The 15,382-nt window shown below is 56.9% G+C and carries 13 protein-coding genes and 1 pseudogene; 6 read left to right on the top strand and 8 right to left on the bottom strand.

Going from position 1 to position 15,382, the window contains the following annotated elements; genetic code table 11:
* Positions 1-101: 101 nt before the first annotated feature.
* A complete protein-coding gene (locus BLQ82_RS21810) occupies positions 102-710 on the bottom strand; it encodes a biotin transporter BioY (protein WP_062522677.1) in 609 nt (202 codons plus the stop codon).
* Between the two features lie 124 nt (positions 711-834).
* Between BLQ82_RS21810 and BLQ82_RS21805 the strand changes: the two genes are divergently transcribed.
* Together BLQ82_RS21805 and BLQ82_RS21800 are read left to right on the top strand one after the other, a co-directional pair.
* On the top strand, positions 835-1,647 hold the full coding sequence (locus BLQ82_RS21805; protein WP_062522679.1) for an ATP-binding cassette domain-containing protein: 813 nt from the start codon (positions 835-837) through the stop codon (positions 1,645-1,647).
* On the top strand, positions 1,644-3,344 hold the full coding sequence (locus BLQ82_RS21800; protein WP_074648488.1) for an ATP-binding cassette domain-containing protein: 1,701 nt from the start codon (positions 1,644-1,646) through the stop codon (positions 3,342-3,344). The genes BLQ82_RS21805 and BLQ82_RS21800 overlap by 4 nt, the downstream gene beginning before the upstream one ends.
* A 70-nt stretch (positions 3,345-3,414) precedes the next feature.
* On the opposite strand, the gene mprF is transcribed toward BLQ82_RS21800, so the two are convergent.
* The 7 genes from mprF to BLQ82_RS21770 all read right to left on the bottom strand — a co-directional run bounded on the left by mprF (position 3,415) and on the right by BLQ82_RS21770 (position 11,070).
* Positions 3,415-6,075: a bifunctional lysylphosphatidylglycerol flippase/synthetase MprF gene (mprF, locus tag BLQ82_RS21795; protein ID WP_062522683.1), complete on the bottom strand. Its 2,661-nt coding sequence runs from the start codon at positions 6,073-6,075 to the stop codon at positions 3,415-3,417.
* Positions 6,076-6,720: 645 nt separating this feature from the next.
* Positions 6,721-6,879, bottom strand: coding sequence for a hypothetical protein (locus tag BLQ82_RS32125; RefSeq protein ID WP_157243790.1), 159 nt, complete (start codon positions 6,877-6,879; stop codon positions 6,721-6,723).
* Positions 6,876-8,105 (bottom strand): multidrug effflux MFS transporter, encoded by a 1,230-nt coding sequence (locus tag BLQ82_RS21790; RefSeq protein ID WP_062522685.1) that lies wholly within the window; start codon positions 8,103-8,105, stop codon positions 6,876-6,878. The genes BLQ82_RS32125 and BLQ82_RS21790 overlap by 4 nt, the downstream gene beginning before the upstream one ends.
* 213 nt (positions 8,106-8,318) lie before the next feature.
* On the bottom strand, positions 8,319-8,939 hold the full coding sequence (locus tag BLQ82_RS21785) for an alpha/beta hydrolase (RefSeq protein ID WP_062522688.1): 621 nt from the start codon (positions 8,937-8,939) through the stop codon (positions 8,319-8,321).
* On the bottom strand, positions 8,936-9,886 hold the full coding sequence (locus BLQ82_RS21780) for a ring-cleaving dioxygenase (protein WP_062522689.1): 951 nt from the start codon (positions 9,884-9,886) through the stop codon (positions 8,936-8,938). Before BLQ82_RS21780 ends, BLQ82_RS21785 begins: the two co-directional genes overlap by 4 nt.
* A 142-nt stretch (positions 9,887-10,028) precedes the next feature.
* On the bottom strand, positions 10,029-10,430 hold the full coding sequence (locus tag BLQ82_RS21775) for a DoxX family protein (RefSeq protein WP_062522691.1): 402 nt from the start codon (positions 10,428-10,430) through the stop codon (positions 10,029-10,031).
* Positions 10,431-10,599: 169 nt separating this feature from the next.
* Positions 10,600-11,070, bottom strand: coding sequence for a MarR family winged helix-turn-helix transcriptional regulator (locus BLQ82_RS21770; RefSeq protein ID WP_082722627.1), 471 nt, complete (start codon positions 11,068-11,070; stop codon positions 10,600-10,602).
* Between the two features lie 495 nt (positions 11,071-11,565).
* Here BLQ82_RS21770 and BLQ82_RS21765 point away from each other — a divergent pair, with 495 nt between their 5' ends.
* From BLQ82_RS21765 to BLQ82_RS21750, 4 genes and pseudogenes are all read left to right on the top strand, one after another.
* Positions 11,566-12,261: a futalosine hydrolase gene (locus BLQ82_RS21765; protein ID WP_244280929.1), complete on the top strand. Its 696-nt coding sequence runs from the start codon at positions 11,566-11,568 to the stop codon at positions 12,259-12,261.
* A gap of 12 nt (positions 12,262-12,273) precedes the next feature.
* A complete protein-coding gene (locus tag BLQ82_RS21760) occupies positions 12,274-13,113 on the top strand; it encodes a 1,4-dihydroxy-6-naphtoate synthase (protein ID WP_062522740.1) in 840 nt (279 codons plus the stop codon).
* Between the two features lie 363 nt (positions 13,114-13,476).
* Positions 13,477-14,281 (top strand): annotated as a pseudogene (locus tag BLQ82_RS21755) (class I SAM-dependent methyltransferase).
* 149 nt (positions 14,282-14,430) lie between these two features.
* A complete protein-coding gene (locus tag BLQ82_RS21750; RefSeq protein ID WP_062522693.1) occupies positions 14,431-15,102 on the top strand; it encodes a hypothetical protein in 672 nt (223 codons plus the stop codon).
* The last annotated feature ends 280 nt before the right edge of the window (positions 15,103-15,382 follow it).

Here is a 15,382-nt window from a genome sequence, read left to right as displayed (position 1 = left end):
AGCAAGTTCAGGTTTACAACATAGAAAAAGAGGTGAACTTTCGCCGTAACGGGCAGAGTTCACCTCTTTGCTGTATTCCTTATTTCAGTTGGACTAACCTTCTAGCGGCTGACCGTTGAATTTCCACCTTCGGCCCAAGCGTCAGATTCCGTGTTCAGAATACGCTCAATCGGGTAGACTCTCCATACGGCGGTTACAACGGCGGCACTTAGCACCGCTTTGATCAGATCGCCCGGGATGAACGGCCACATTCCCGCCGTCAATGCTTTGGAGAGAGAGGTCATCCCTGTGGAATGGGCCAGCCACCAGACGCCGCCGGGGTACACAAGCAGTACGCCGAACAAAAAGTTCACGGCCAGCAGCTTCACAAATGTGTATTTATTCTGCTCTATGCGCTGTGCGAACAGACCGATCAGAAAAGCCATCACCGGCCAGGAAAAAATATAGCCTGCGGTAGGTCCGGCCAGCACCGACAAGCCGCCGCTTCCGGCCAGCACCGGGAATCCGGCAGCCGCCAGCCCGATGACAATCAGTACTGCAAGACTGCCGTAGCGCGCACCCAGCATGGAACCGGCCAGCATCACCGCAAGCGTCTGCATGGTAATAGGCACCGTAGAAAAGGGCAGTGAAATTCTCAAATAGCTGAGTGCGATCATAACTCCGGCGAAAAGTGCACTGAAGATCAGGCCGCGAGTCGTCCATTTTTTCATGAGCAGGATTACCCCCATTTTTTTAGGAACACTATATCATCCCTTACCGGATACATCAATCCTAAAATATTTGCTATAATGGGTAACGATTATTGACTACAGCAGTTAAGGAAGCAGGCACGACATGATCAGAGCTGAGCATTTGACCCTGTCCTTCCGGGACGGCCAGCGCAGGCTGCCGGTGTTGCAGGGGATTTCCATACATATCAAACGGGGCGAATGGGTGGCTCTTACCGGAGCCAACGGCTGCGGCAAATCCTCACTCATCCGCACCTTCAACGGCCTGAATATTCCAACCGGGGGCAGTCTGTCTGCTGCCGGTCTGGATCTGCGGTCATCAGATAACCGCGCAGCTGTCAAGCGGCATATTCAACTGGTGTTTCAGAATCCTGAAGCGCAGACCGTCGGCTCTACACCGTTTGAAGATGTTGCCTTTGGGCTGGAGAACCGCGGGCTCAGCCGCAGCGTAATGCTTGCAAAGATTGAGCACGTCCTGGGCCAGGTAGGGCTGGCCCATAAAGCCGGAGCGGATGTCTCTACCCTGTCCGGTGGAGAACGCCAACGCCTGGCGGTCGCCTGCTGTCTGGCGCTGGATACGGAAATGATTATTTTTGATGAGGTGACCTCCATGCTCGACCCGGCCGGACGGAGGGATATCCTGGAGCTGGCCCGCCAGCTGTGGGCACAGGGGACGACGGTGCTCTGGGTCACCCAGCGGATGGAGGAGCTGGCGGAGAGTCCGCGTGTTGCCGTTATGGAACAAGGCAAGATGCTGTATGACGGAGATCCGCGGACGCTCTTCTATGCAAGCAAACTGCCGGAAGCTCTGGGCTGGCCGTCCGCGCCCGTCATCCGCATCGGACGGCTGCTGCGGGACAAGGGCTGGTCCCTGGACAGCTTGCCTTTGACCGAGCGGGAGCTGGAGGCAGCCCTGTGAGGATTCAGGCGGACCACGTATCCTTCCGTTACGACAAGCTCCCTGTCCTTACGGACATCAGCCTGGACATACGCGAAGGCACGCTGACTGTTCTGTGCGGAGTCACGGGCAGCGGGAAGTCTACACTGCTGCGCCTTTTGTCGGGCCTTGCGCAGCCGGCTTCCGGCACTATTGCCTTTGACGGCGGCCAGCCTCCTGCCGGAAAGGTCTCCATGGTATTCCAGCAGCCTGAGACGCAGCTGTTCGCGGGCAGCGTCCATAAAGAGCTGGAATACGGCCTTGCCGAGCGCGGAGTCCCGGGGCCGCAGCGGCTGGAGCTGATCCGCAGCGCGCTTGCCAGAGTAGGCTTGCCCTACGACGAATTCGCCGGGCGCTCGCCCTTTCTGCTGAGCGGCGGCGAGAAGCGGCGGCTCTGCATAGCCGCTGCTATCGCTTCCGCCCCCGGCCTGCTTGTCCTGGACGAGCCCACAGCCGGGCTGGACCCGCAGGCGGCTGAATCCCTGTTGGAGATGCTGCGCGGGCTGCGCCGCAGCGGCTTGACTCTGGTGGTTGGCACTCATGAGCTCGACAGCTTCCTGCCCATGGCTGACAGGGTGATTGTGATGTTCCAGGGCACCGTCCATTATGACGGGCCGGCTCTTGCCCTGTCCGCCGATCCGCTTCTGCTCACGGGTGCCGGTCTTACGCCTCCCGCCTACATGCGGCTGGGACACAGCCTGCGGCAGCGCGGCCTGCTGGCAGAACTGCCTGACAGTCTGGACAGCCTGCTGGCGGAGCTTGAGCGGCAGCCGCTTGCTGCTCCGGCGGCTGATCTGCTTCCAGCGGCACCGGGGGAGCAGCGCCCGGGCCGAAGCCCGGGCGGAGCAGGCCGGCTCCGGCCTGCTGCCGGGGATGCGGACAGCCGCTCCTCCGGCGCCGTAAATACAGAAACAGCCCCGGCCCAGAAACTGTGGCAGAGGCTGGACCCCCGTGTGAAATGGCTGGGGATGGTGCTGGGAACACTGGTCGTTCTGGGAATGAATACACTGTTGCCGCTGCTGCTTGCAGCCGGCCTGATTGCCGGGCTGACGCTGTCAGCCCGCATTCCCTGGCGGAGGACCGTCCGGTTCTTCCGCCCGTTCCTGCTGATGTTTCTGTTCCTCTGGCTGCTGTCCTCGCTCAGCTGGAGCTCCCCGGATTATACGCTCGGGCCGGTTGGCGTAAGCGCGGCAGGCATGGAACGGGGCGGACTGAATGTGCTCCGCTTTCTGCTGATGATCGCACTTGGATTCCTGTTCACAGAGACGACCACCGGCGCTCCCCTGCGGGAAGGGCTGGAATGGGGCATCGCTCCGTTGAGGAAGCTGGGGGTCCGCACCCGCAACTGGTCGCTGGCAGTATCGGTTACGCTGCAGTTTGTGCCCTGGATTCTAGACAAGCTGGCCCAGCTGCAGCTGGCGCTGGACTCGCGCGGCAGAAAAGCCCGCGGCCTGGCCCGGTACTCGCCCAGGCAAGCTGCACTGCTGATTGTCCCCTTGCTGATCCTGGTCATCGGGATGGGCGATGAGCTGGCTACTGCCGTTGAATCCCGCGGCTACGACCCCGCCAAGGAGCGGACGCCATCCTACCGGCTGTCCTGGCAGAACCGCGATACGCTCGCCCTGCTCTATATCCTGCTGGCAGCCGCCCTGCTGTGGACCGTCTCGCGGTTCAGCTGAGGCTATAGCTCAGTATGTATTCCGCAGGCTGCGGCCCCGGCATATAAATCTATCCCGCACCTTCTGAGGCTTATGCCTGATCCTCTTTCGCCTCCGGGTGACGGGAGACGAGCCTTACCAGATCAAGCGTCAGGATCGACAGGGTGAGCGTTGCGGGATATGCCAGATACCTGGGTTCCCACAGCGGGCTGAACTTCTCCTTATACCGGCGCAGGCCGGCGAATCCGTACCAGTGTCCGCCCCGTACAAAGACCAGATGGGCTACCTTCTCTTCCCGCAGCGCTCCCGAATTATGGCCGACGCTGGACAGCGGGGCATTGCCCAGATTGAATCTGACGCTGCCCTGCTCCTTGGCCCATTCCAGCAAACGGATGAACAGATAGTCCATGGTGCCGTTCGGCGTTTTGTTCCGGTGGCGCATAAGGTCAATCGAGGCTGTCTCTCCCCTGTCATATCCCGGGGCCATAGAGGCAAAAGCCAGCACATCGCCCTCCTTGCTCCGCAGCAGCGCGATCGGTGCCAGCTGCAGATATGCCGGCTTGAACCAGCCGAGGGAATACCCCTTTTCGCTGCGGCCATTCAGCCACTCCTCAGAGACCCGGCGCAGCTCTTCCAGCAGTGTCTCCGGATGCGGCGCCTCCGCCACCTCAAACACATATCCCTCCCGTTCAAAACGGCTTTTCACATTCCGCAGGTCTGCATTTTTTTTGCCGCTGAGGGTAAAGTCGGCGAGCGGCACCATCGCCTCTTCACCAAGCTTGAAGAAGTGGTATCCCTGTTCATGGTATATAGGCAGAAAGTCCGGGGTGGCCTGATAAAATACCACCGCAAGCCCGTACAGATCGGCTGCCTGCCGGAATTCACTGATTCCATCATTGATCAGACTCCGGGGGCCCAGCGGATCACCCAGCACGACCAGTTTGTCCCGCGCTCTGGCAAAAGCAAACAGCACCCTGCCGTCCTGGGCCCAGTAGAAGCTTTTGTCCCCCAGGAAGAGCATATGCGTCAGGGAATTTCCGGTATGCTCCCCGAGAAAGCGGCTTAATCTTTCCATATCCCTGTCCGCGAACAGCTCATCCACGCTGCGGTGCGGCCGGAGGGTAATCATCATCGTCAGCAGCAGCCAGGAGAACACCAGCCCGCCGGCTGCCGTAACCGCCACATTGCTGTGACGATGCAGCCATTCCGGCTCGACTCCATGGGGAAGATGTCTCAAGAAGCCATGATGCACGTAATTGCCCAGCAGGTAGTATACCAGCGCTATAAAAGAGGTCAGGGCCAGCCACCAGACCGTATTCTGCCGGCTTACAGGGACGCTGATCCGGTAGAAACGCGCTCTGGAGATCCAGAGAATAAAGGCTACTACCAGCAGGAACACAGCCTCCTCATAATCGAACCCCTTAGTAAAGGTAAACACGGCACCGGCAAACAGCAGCGCGCTTGTCCAAATATAGGCTCTGCGGACCCGCAGCGAAATTCCGCGCGACAGCAAAATCAGCATGAATCCGATCAGCACGGAGAGATGATGCGAAATCCGCATCACCGGCAGCGAGAGCAGATCCTCCGTGATCCGCAGCCGGTACAGCAGCTCGGGCGTCGCCGCCGACAGCAGCAGAATAATCCCGCTGGCAAACACCAGCTTGCCGAGCGCCCATACGCCAAGATCGCTCAGGAAGGTATATTGGCCCGGCCAGCCCCAGATTTTCTGCCATACATTAAGCTGAGGCTCGATGCCGGCGTTATTGCGGTCAGCGCTTTTTTTGCCTTGAAGCCCGATTTCCAGCGCCGCCAGCACCAGGCCGATCAGCCAGGGAATCAGATAATAAAATAATCTGAAAATGACCAGCACTGCCATCGCCTGATCACTCCGGTATCCCAGCTGTGTAAGCCCCAGCAGCGCAATCAGATCGAAAGCGCCGATGCCGCCGGGTGCCATGCTGAGAATGCCGGCAATGGCGGCGATCACATAAATACTGAATACGGCAACAAAATCGATGCTGCCGATCAGGTGGCTCCCGATGGTCCAGAAGGTAATCCCGGCAAACAGCCATTCCAGCAACGAAGCGCCGATGGAAGCCCCTACGGTGAGCCAGGGTGTTCTGTTCTGTCCCCGGTTGATCCATTTTGCGAATAGCGCTGAACGCTGAACGATAATAAAAAACGGCAGATACAACGCCATCCCCCAGACCGCGAACACCAGCCAGCGGTGCTCGTGCAGAAGCGCGGCGGCCGGAAGCAGGCCAAGGATATTGCCCCAGGAGAGCAGAGACAGCCCGGTAATCATCAGCGGTGAAAGAAATACAATGGCGGGCGTAAGAACGGAGGCAGGCACTCCGCTTTTTTTGTAGAGCAGCGTGCGCAAGCCCACTCCCGCCAAACCGGCAAAGCCGATCAGATTGTTGAACGTGTTGGCAATCCACGAGTAGCGGAAAGTGCTCCAGTGTCCAAGTTCCAGCCGGAAATGCCGCCTGATCAGATAATCGTAGCTGCTCATGACCGCCACAGAGAGCAGTGCAGCCCCCATCATTTGCAAGATGGCCCCTGCCGGGACATGCTTCAGCTCACGGAGAATCAGGCCCAAATGGACCCGCTTCAGCTCATGCTGCCCCTCCAGATACACAAAAGCTATAATCACAAGCGGAACAAGCGCCCTGACCGCTTTGAGCCGGTAAATGGATACAATCAGCCTTACAATTTTGAACCGCTCCAAGGTTTGCTTCATAGAATTCATAATTTCTCCTGCCTTTACTGCCGGATGGTGAGCTTAATTGGGCTATTCACCCTTATCCATTTCTCCATTATACCAACTCCGGGGATGGAAGGCTTCTTTTTACAGCGTTTAAAGGTTAGACCTCCCGCAAGGCCCTCATCACTGCATCACGCGTATAAAAGATCAAAGGCATTTCGGGCGTTCCCTGCAGCAAGCTCTCTCTCTGAACAAAACGGCTGCGCTGTCCCGTAAAGGAAGGTGCGAAGTTTAAGGTTGGGTTAGCAGAGGACTGCCAAGTTCCAACCCGCTGGGTAGACTTGTGTTCCCCCTGTAATTCCACCCCTCCTTGACCAGGCGGTAGGCCTAAGTGGAAAAAGTGAACTTAACTCTTCCCCATCCCGTTCCCAGCAAGCGCTAGTTGGAAAAAGTAAATCTAATCCGCCACGTTGACACCCTTACATTAAAATTCGCTGAGTTTAAGTATACTAATTCCCACTACTACCTCTGCAGGACGAATTTGAGCCCATTTAAGTTCACTAATTCCATTTCACTCCCTGCGGCCCTCCGAACCATCAACCTTTCAAAGATTCCAACTGAGGGGAAGGCCTAGTTATTATACAAGCACAAAAAAAGGACCCCCTCACAGCAAAGGGGTCCTCTTTACATTTACACCCGGATATCAAATCTTCCCTCGCTGTCTGTAGCGGCAGCAGCGATCTCCTGTATGCCTGCCGGCACATGACATAACATTGGTTTTCTCGTGAACAGAAAGGAAGCGCCCCAGTCAAAAACAAGCAGCAGCGTGCCGAAATCTTTGCGGCTCATTTAGCGCCGCCCTGTCTGCAAAGCAGCAGAAAGCACAGAATGGAGCATACACCGGCACCCGCGATGACCATCGCCATGGGCAGAGCAGTCTCACTGCCGCCAAGCCCGACAAGCGGAGCTGCACAGCTGCCGAGCAGCAGGGGCAGCAGGCCGAGCAGCGCTGAGGCGCTGCCTGCAGAATCGCCCTGATCCTGCATGGCCAGCGAGAAGCTGGTTGTCCCTACTACGCCTACACTGGAAACAATGGCGAACAGGCAGATCAGGATGGGCAGCAGGCCGCCTCCGGCCAGAACTGTCAGCAGCAGCAGCACACCGCCCAGCGTGCACAGCAGGAGGCCGCTGACCAGAAACTTCTGCTCGCCGACTCTTCCTGCCAGTCTCCCGGCGATCTGGCCGGACAAGATAATGCCCAGTCCATTTACGGCAAAGATCACACTGTACATTTGCGGGGAGACCCCAAAAATATTTTGCAGGACAAAAGAGGAGCCGGAAATATAAGCGAACATGGCGGCGGAGACAAACCCCTGGGAGAGGGCATAGCCCATAAACCTTCCATTTCCCAGCAGGACAGCGAACGTGCGCAGTGTGCCGCGAATTCCGCTGCTCAAACGCCGTTCCTTGGGCAGGGTCTCCGGAAGCCTCAGCAGAATCGTGGCAAAAAAGATCAGCCCGGCGGCAAAGAGCACCACGAACACACCCTGCCACGTTGTAACCCTCAACAGCTGCCCCCCGATGACCGGGGCCAGGATCGGCCCCAATCCGTTGACAATCATCAGCAAGGAAAAGAACTTCGTTAATTCTGACCCGCTATACAGGTCGCGTACCGCCGCGCGCGAGATTACAACCCCTACGGACCCGGCCAGCCCCTGGATAAACCGCAGCATTACCAGCAGCCCGATGGAAGGAGTGAATGCGCACAGCAAGGAGGAAACTGCGTACACCAGCATGCCAATAAGCAGTGGTGTGCGGCGTCCATACACGTCGCTTAAGGGCCCTGCTACCAGCTGGCCCGAGGCCAGCCCCAGTAAAAAGAAGGTCAGGCTAAGCTGCACCAGCGCAGCCCCCGCCCCAAAATCCGCACCCAGCGCCGGAAGCGCGGGCAAATACATATCAATGGACAACGGTCCGATCGCTGATATCGCTCCCAGAATGACGGCAATCTGCAGCCGCTGCTTCCTCGACGGTCCTTTCGCTCCCAGCATCTTATTATCGATTTTTGTGATCATGATTCATAACTTCAACCTTTCCGCAGCAATGTAACCTTCATACTACCTGATTGCAGACGGAATATTCAATGCTTTTTAATCGCCCGTGCCGTGAACCTTCCAGACCGCCAGGACCGGATCACCCTTTCCTGCCCACAGCAAAAAACCGCCCGCAGGGGCTTTCAAGCGGCTGAAATAGTCACTTGGCAGCAGCCCCGCAGGCAGTTGCAGGTGTCAGACTTGACGGAAATTACTTTGCTGCTTCAGCCAATCCCGGGCGGCTTCCGCTTCGGCTGAGCTGAGGCGGTGGCCCTGATTGCCCCAATGCATCGTTACCTCTGCACCGGCTTCCCGCAGCAGCGATTCTAGCTCCACGGTTTCCTCTGTACGGATGATCGGATCGTTGGTGCCTGCTCCGATGAATACGGCAACCTCCTTCAGGGATGGCAGGTTCAGCCCGCGCAGCGGCACCATCGGATGCAGCAGCACAGCCGAGCGGAACAGGCTGCCGTAGTGAAAGAGCAGGCTGCCGGCGATATTCGCGCCGTTGGAGTAGCCTACCGCGACCAGATTGCCGGAGTCGAATCCGTACTTCTCAGCAGCCTCATCCAGAAACTGCTTAAGCTCATGGGTGCGGAAGACCAGATCCTCTTCATCGAAGATGCCTTCGGCCAAGCGCCGGAAGTAACGGGGCATGCCATTCTCCAGCACATTCCCCCGGATACCCAATACGGAAGCGCCCGGGGCCAGCAGCCCGGCCAGGGGCAGCAGATCATGTTCGTTGCCCCCTGTTCCATGGAACAGTACTAACGTCGGCAGACTTTCATCGCTGCCCTTGCGGAAGATATGAATCATCCCTGGTTCACCCCGATTTCACGGATTTCAAAAGGGGTAAGGTTCTCTTCAATCACTGCGCGGTGCGGCTCGAACCAGGCAGGAAGCATCAGCTTCTGGCCCAGCGCATCCGGCGCTTCATCACGGGCAAAGCCTGGAGGATCAGTTGCGATCTCGAAGAGAATACCGCCTTCTTCACGGAAGTAAATGGCGTTAAAGTACTGGCGGTCCTGCACCGGGGTCGGCTGATAGCCATGACTCTGCACGCGGCGGCCCCATTCCAGCTGCTCAGCATCATCTTTGGCCCGCCAAGCGATGTGATGGACCGTTCCTGAACCTCCGGCACCATGCGGAACCGGCGCTGCCTTCAGATCGATGATGTTGCCCAGGTCGCCGGTCGATCTGTAGCGGATATAGCCGTCGCCTTCAGCAATACGTTCGAGGCCCAGCGTGTTGGACAGCGTGTCTGCTGTTTTTTCCGGATTGGTGCTGTACAGAACGGCTCCGCCGAAGCCTTTGATTGCATGTTCCGGGGTCACACCGCCAAAGGACCAGGTGCTCAGTGTGCCTTCTTCACGCTCCACCAGCTCAATCCGCAGCCCGTCGAAGTCGGCAAAGGAGAGATAGGATTCGCCAATCCGGCTCACCTCGGTTACCGGAATCTGATAGGCAGCCAGACGCTGCTTCCAGAAGTCCATGGAGCCTACCGGCACCGCATAAGTGGTTACGCCCACCTGTCCGCCGCCGATGCGGCCTTTGCGTCCCTGGGAGTAGGGAAAGAATGTAATGATCGTGCCAGGCGAGCCCTGTTCATTCCCGAAATAGAGGTGGTATACCTCAGGGGCATCGAAATTGATCGTTTTTTTCACCAGGCGCAGTCCGAGAATTCCGGCATAGAAATCCGCATTGCGCTGAACGTCTCCAACAAAAGCAGTAATATGGTGAATCCCTTGAGTTTGCATAGTCATTATAATTACCTCCTGAAATTTTTTATAGGGGTCAATCCTTATATCTCAAGTTCAGCTTGCACCCAAGAGGGCAGAGAACCTTTTTTTCATAAAAAGTTATTTTGAGGCTTTAAAGCTGCGGTTATGGTCTTGCATTGCCGGATCAGTTGAAAAACAGCGCATCAAGGGAGATCGATCCCGGCCCGGCCAGTGCCACGCCTACCGCAACCACCAGCAGCGTCAGCGGAAACTCAATCCCGTTGGCCGTAGACCAGAAGCCATTAGGGGCATGAACCTTAACCATGGCGCCGAGCATCGCTGCGGCAATGAGTACGGCGGCCACCGGCGTCAGGAATCCAGCTGCGAACAGCAGACCTCCGACAAGCTCCATCAGCCCTGCCACTACCGCCATCAGCACGCCGGGCTTAATGCCAACCGACTCCATCCAGCCTCCGGTCCCTTTCGGACCGTAGCCGCCAAACCAGCCAAACAACTTCTGTGAGCCATGCCCGATAAACGCAATCCCGATCACCAATCTCATCAACAATAAACCTACACTAACCATTTTAAACACTCCCCATTCTCTTGGATTTAATTATCTTAACGTTAAGATATTAGGTAAAAATTTTTTGGTCCTACGCTTATTTCTGTTGAACAACTTTTGTTTCTATGACCGGATGTCACTCCGCTTCTAATCCTGGCAAGGCGCACCTTTGCAAGTGGAACATTCTGTTCTATACGCCTTTGCCAAGCTTCTTCAGCAGCTGGATCGCCTGACTCTTTTCTTCCTGGTTCAGACCACTCATCAAGCTGTGAATGGAACTTACATGACGGGGAAAAATATCATCGAACAGCTCGCGCCCCGCATCGGTTATCTCAGCGTAAGTTACACGGCGGTCCTCACTGCATGGAACACGCTTCAGCAAACCTCTCTTCTCCAGCTTGTCGATGTTGTAGGTAATGCTGCCGCTGGTAACAAGGATCTTCTCACCGATCTGCTGCAACGGAATCCGGGTTCTGTGATACAGGACCTCCAGCACCATAAACTCCGCCGAAGCAAGCCCATGGCTCTTCATATCCTTCACCGCATGATCCATAAGGCTCTTATATGCCTTGGACAGGACAACGAATAATTTCAGTGATGCTGACTGCTCCTCATCCTGAGTGCCGCCGGCTGTGCTTGCTGCTTCCTTGATATCACTCATCCTTGTTCACCTCCAAACGTCTTTCATTTATCTTTAAATTAATTATCTTTAACTTAAGATAAATATAATCCATTCTCTCTCTATTGTCAACACCTGCAGTTAAAATAATCACAGCGGTTTGACCTGCCTCTAAAAACGGCGTATCCTTTTCCTTGGAAAAGGGAGCAGACTCCTTTCCTTAAGCAGCCGGCTGAAGCCCGCACGGAACTGCATAAAAAGCGTAACCGGGAGTATCCCTGGAGGCTTAACTGCTCTGCTGCATTTGGTGCAGCAGAATGTTCTACAGACTGAACTGGACAGCGGATCTGCAGCACGCTGTACAATTGAATCTTGCACTAATCTCTTTTAGAGTTTCGTTTCATTACATCTGCTGCACACCATGCCCCCTTATATAGAAGAGAGGTCACGCATTTCTTTTCATCGATAGCTGAGGGGCGGTTTCTTTGGCAGCTAATCTTCATTTTGATATGTATTTATATAGAAGGAGGCTACCTCATGAATGTATTGGATAGACAAGCTGCCGGTGACACCGCCTCCGGCGGCGCGGAATGTTCCCGCGTCCTCATCGTGACGGCGGTCGCAGCGGAGCGGGACGCGGTCCTGCGCGGCCTGAACGGCAGCGGCAGGTTCGATGTGATTGCGGCGGGCGCCGGCACCGCCGCGGCGGCGGCGGGAACCGCCGCCGCTCTGGCAGCCGGGAGCTACGGCTGCGTCGTCAGCGCCGGGATCGGCGGCGGTTTCCCGGGCCGTGCGCCCGTAGGCTCGCTGGTCGTCGCCAGCGAGATGACTGACGCGGCCCTCGGCGCAGAGACGCCGGAGGGCTTCCGCAGCGCTGCCGAGCTCGGCTTCGGCAGCGTGACCGTGCCGGCGGAGCGCGGCACGGTGCAGGCCCTTGCGGCCGCGCTGGCAGCGGCCGGGCTAGCGGTAAGCACGGGTCCCGTGCTTACCGTGTCTACGGCGACCGGCACCGCCGGGACGGCCGCCGCCTTGGCCGCCCGCCACCCGGAGGCGGCGGCGGAAGCGATGGAAGGCCACGGGGTTGCCGTGGCCGCCCAGGCGCTAGGGATTGCGGCGCTGGAGCTGCGCGCAATCTCAAACCCGGTCGGCCCGCGCGACCGGGCCGCGTGGAAGATCAATGAAGCCTTAGACGCCCTCACAGCAGCGGCGGCTATTCTATTGGAGGTACTGTAAATGACAACAGAGCTGAATATTGCCTTCTCCCCTTGTCCTAACGATACTTTCGTGTTCCATGCCTGGGCCCACGGCTTAGTTCCGGGCGCGCCCAAACTGAATGTGACGTTTGCCGATATCGATATCACCAACGGCCTGGCTGCGGACGGCGCCGGACCGGAGGTGCTCAAAATCTCCTATGCCGCCCTTCCCTGGGTGCTTGAGAAGTACAAGCTGCTGCCTTGCGGCGGTGCGCTTGGCCGGGGCTGCGGCCCGCTGGTGCTCACCCGCGAGGGCGCAGGCGCCATCAGGCATCCGCGCGAGCTGTCGGGCCGGAGAATCGCCGTGCCAAGCGAGCGCTCGACCGCCTATCTGCTGTTCCGGCTATGGGCGGCACAGCAGGTGCCGGGCGGCCCAGCCGAGATCGTCGTCCTGCCCTTCGACGAGATTATGCCTGCGGTGCGTGACGGACAGATCGATGCAGGGCTTGTCATCCATGAAGCCCGCTTCACTTATCCGTCCTACGGCCTTAACCTGCTGACTGATCTCGGCAGCTGGTGGGAGAGCGACACCGGGCTGCCCATCCCGCTCGGTGCGATTATCGCCCGCCGCGATCTGGACCACGAGGCCATCACCGGCTGGATTCGCAGCTCGCTGCAATATGCGTGGGATCACCCGACAGATTGCAGAGACTATGTGTTGGAGCATGCCCAGGAGTTGTCACCTGAGGTAGCCAAGTCGCATATTGACCTGTATGTCAATGAGTTCACCATGAACCTGGGCGATGACGGCTATGCCGCGATTGCGGCCCTCTTGAACCGTGCCGCCGCCGAAGGGCTGGGTCCGGCGGTTGATCCGGTGCTGCTGCGGTAGCACACGGACAGACAACATTCCATCGGCTCCCGTCCACATGCTAACGCTCCGGGAGCCGGTTATTTCTTAACTCGGCGCTCAACCTCCCGCCCTCCCCTGATTGATATTGTTTCTTAACCTGCGCTGACGATAGACTGCGTTGACAATAGACTACGCTGACAATACAAAGACAGCCACTCCGTTCATTCGCGGCACTATCAGGCGATAATGTTTTGAAGAAGAACCTTAAAGATTGCAAACTGCCCCACGGCTGCACAACGGTCTAAAGTCCGCCCAATCTGAGGCTCCGAACACAATGTTCCAGTTCGGACATTGTTATTTCAGGATAGAAGGACAGATTAAGAACAGCGAGGAGGATTTGATGTGATTCCTGCCGGCAACAGCAAGCCGAATATCGAACGTTTCCTGGGTTTCCAGGATGAGTATGACCGCTACCGGCCCGAAGCTCCGCCGATTGTCATTGAGCGGCTAACCCGGTACCTGGGCCGATGTGGGCTGCGGAACCGGACTGTCCACCTTTCTCTGGAAGGATGCAGCGGAGACTGTAACCGGAGTGGAGCCTAATTCTGATATGCTGGGCAAAGCATTGGAAAAGCTGCATTTTTTGAAGGATTCTGCACCCTCCCTGTCCTTTATTCAAGGCTTCTCCAACCAGCTTCCCTTCTCACCGGACAGCGTGGACATCATCACCTGCTCGCAATCGTTCCACTGGATGGACCCGGGCAGTACGCTGCAGGAAGTCTCCCGTTGCCTCCGTCCGGGCGGAATATTCGCCGCTTATGATTGTGATTGGCCGCTGGTCCTGCAGCCGGATATTGAGGCCCGCTACAGCCATCTGATTGCCACTTCCGAAGCTTTGCTTGCAGAGCTTCAGCCCGCTGCCGAGCAGGCCTGCAAATGGGACAAAGAAGGACATTTGGCCCGGATGAAGGCCAGCGGAGTCTTTACCTATGCGCGGGAAATTGTTTTTCATAATACGGAAAACTGTGATGCACAGCGTTATGTCGGGCTTATGCTCAGTCAAGGCGGAATCCAGACCGTCCTTAAGCTTGATCCGGCTGCCCTGACACAGGATATTGCCGGGTTCACGGCAGATGTGGAGCAGTTTTTTCAAGGCCGGACCCTGCCTGTGCTGATCAGCTACCGGATGCGGGTGGGTGTAAAATAGCTATTACAAACCGGCCGCCTTGGCTATAGCGCTATGTTTGACGATAGTTCATGTTTGGCCTATACTTATTGAAGCGAGACGAAGAACGTCCCGGTTGCCCTCTTAGGGGAAGCCGGGGCGTTTTCTATTTTTCCGGGGAGAGTGAACGATTGGTATTTGAAGAAGCGCATTTGCAATTTATAAATGGTCATTTGGCGGACAGACCGGCAGGAGAGCGGCGGGGACGGCTGGAAAGAGGTCATCAGCACGCTGAAGCCTTATTCCTCCGTAATGTCTGGTGGCCGCTCCGGGGACATTTTACCGGACTTCATCCCGAATATGAGGTGACCGACTGGCGGGGGAGATCTTATTTTGCTGATTTCGCCTGGCTGCCCGGGTATGTAAAGCTGCTCATCGAAATTAAGGGTTATGCCTCGCATGTCCGTGATATGGACCGGCAAAAGTACTGCAGTGAATTGAACCGCGAAACGTTTCTGTATGCTATGGGCTATCATGTGATTTCTTTTGCCTATGATGATGTGGAGCAGCGTCCCGAGCTCTGCATGACCTTGCTGCGCATGGTTCTGGGCAGGTTTCAACCGTCTGAAGCGCCTGTATCACGCGTGTTGCTTATGGAACAGGAGGTAATCCGGCTGGCCGTTCAATTGGCTCGTCCCATCCGCCCTCAGGATGTGAAGGAGCATTTCAATATCACCTACAAAACGGCGATTCAAATACTCCGCAGTCTGACCGTAAAAGGCTGGCTGCTCCCTTCCGCCGACACCAAGCAGCAGAGAATTGTGCGTTACGAGCTGGCGCGCGGGGTTTTGGAGTACTTCTAATCGTTAGTTTTAAAAACAAGTCTATTTAACAGTGGACCTATCGTTGGCGGATTGCGCTGGAGTTTGCGGATCGCAGTATGTTTCGAGTAACTTACAGGCGGTTTACCAGGCAGTTTCCCGTTGATCCGGTTATTTGTGCTCATCAAATGCCAATTCCGGTCACACTCGCTGGGCTGCTTTATTATTCAGCAGTTGCCTGCTACTACCCACGTTGTCTTATTAGTTACTTTACCAATTCCCGGGTTACTGCCCGCGATCGTCGCAATGATGGTGCCAACAG

This window comes from Paenibacillus jilunlii (genome assembly GCF_900102965.1).
Lineage (GTDB): Bacteria > Bacillota > Bacilli > Paenibacillales > Paenibacillaceae > Paenibacillus_AQ > Paenibacillus_AQ jilunlii.
This window is presented reverse-complemented; position numbering and strand designations above follow the sequence as displayed.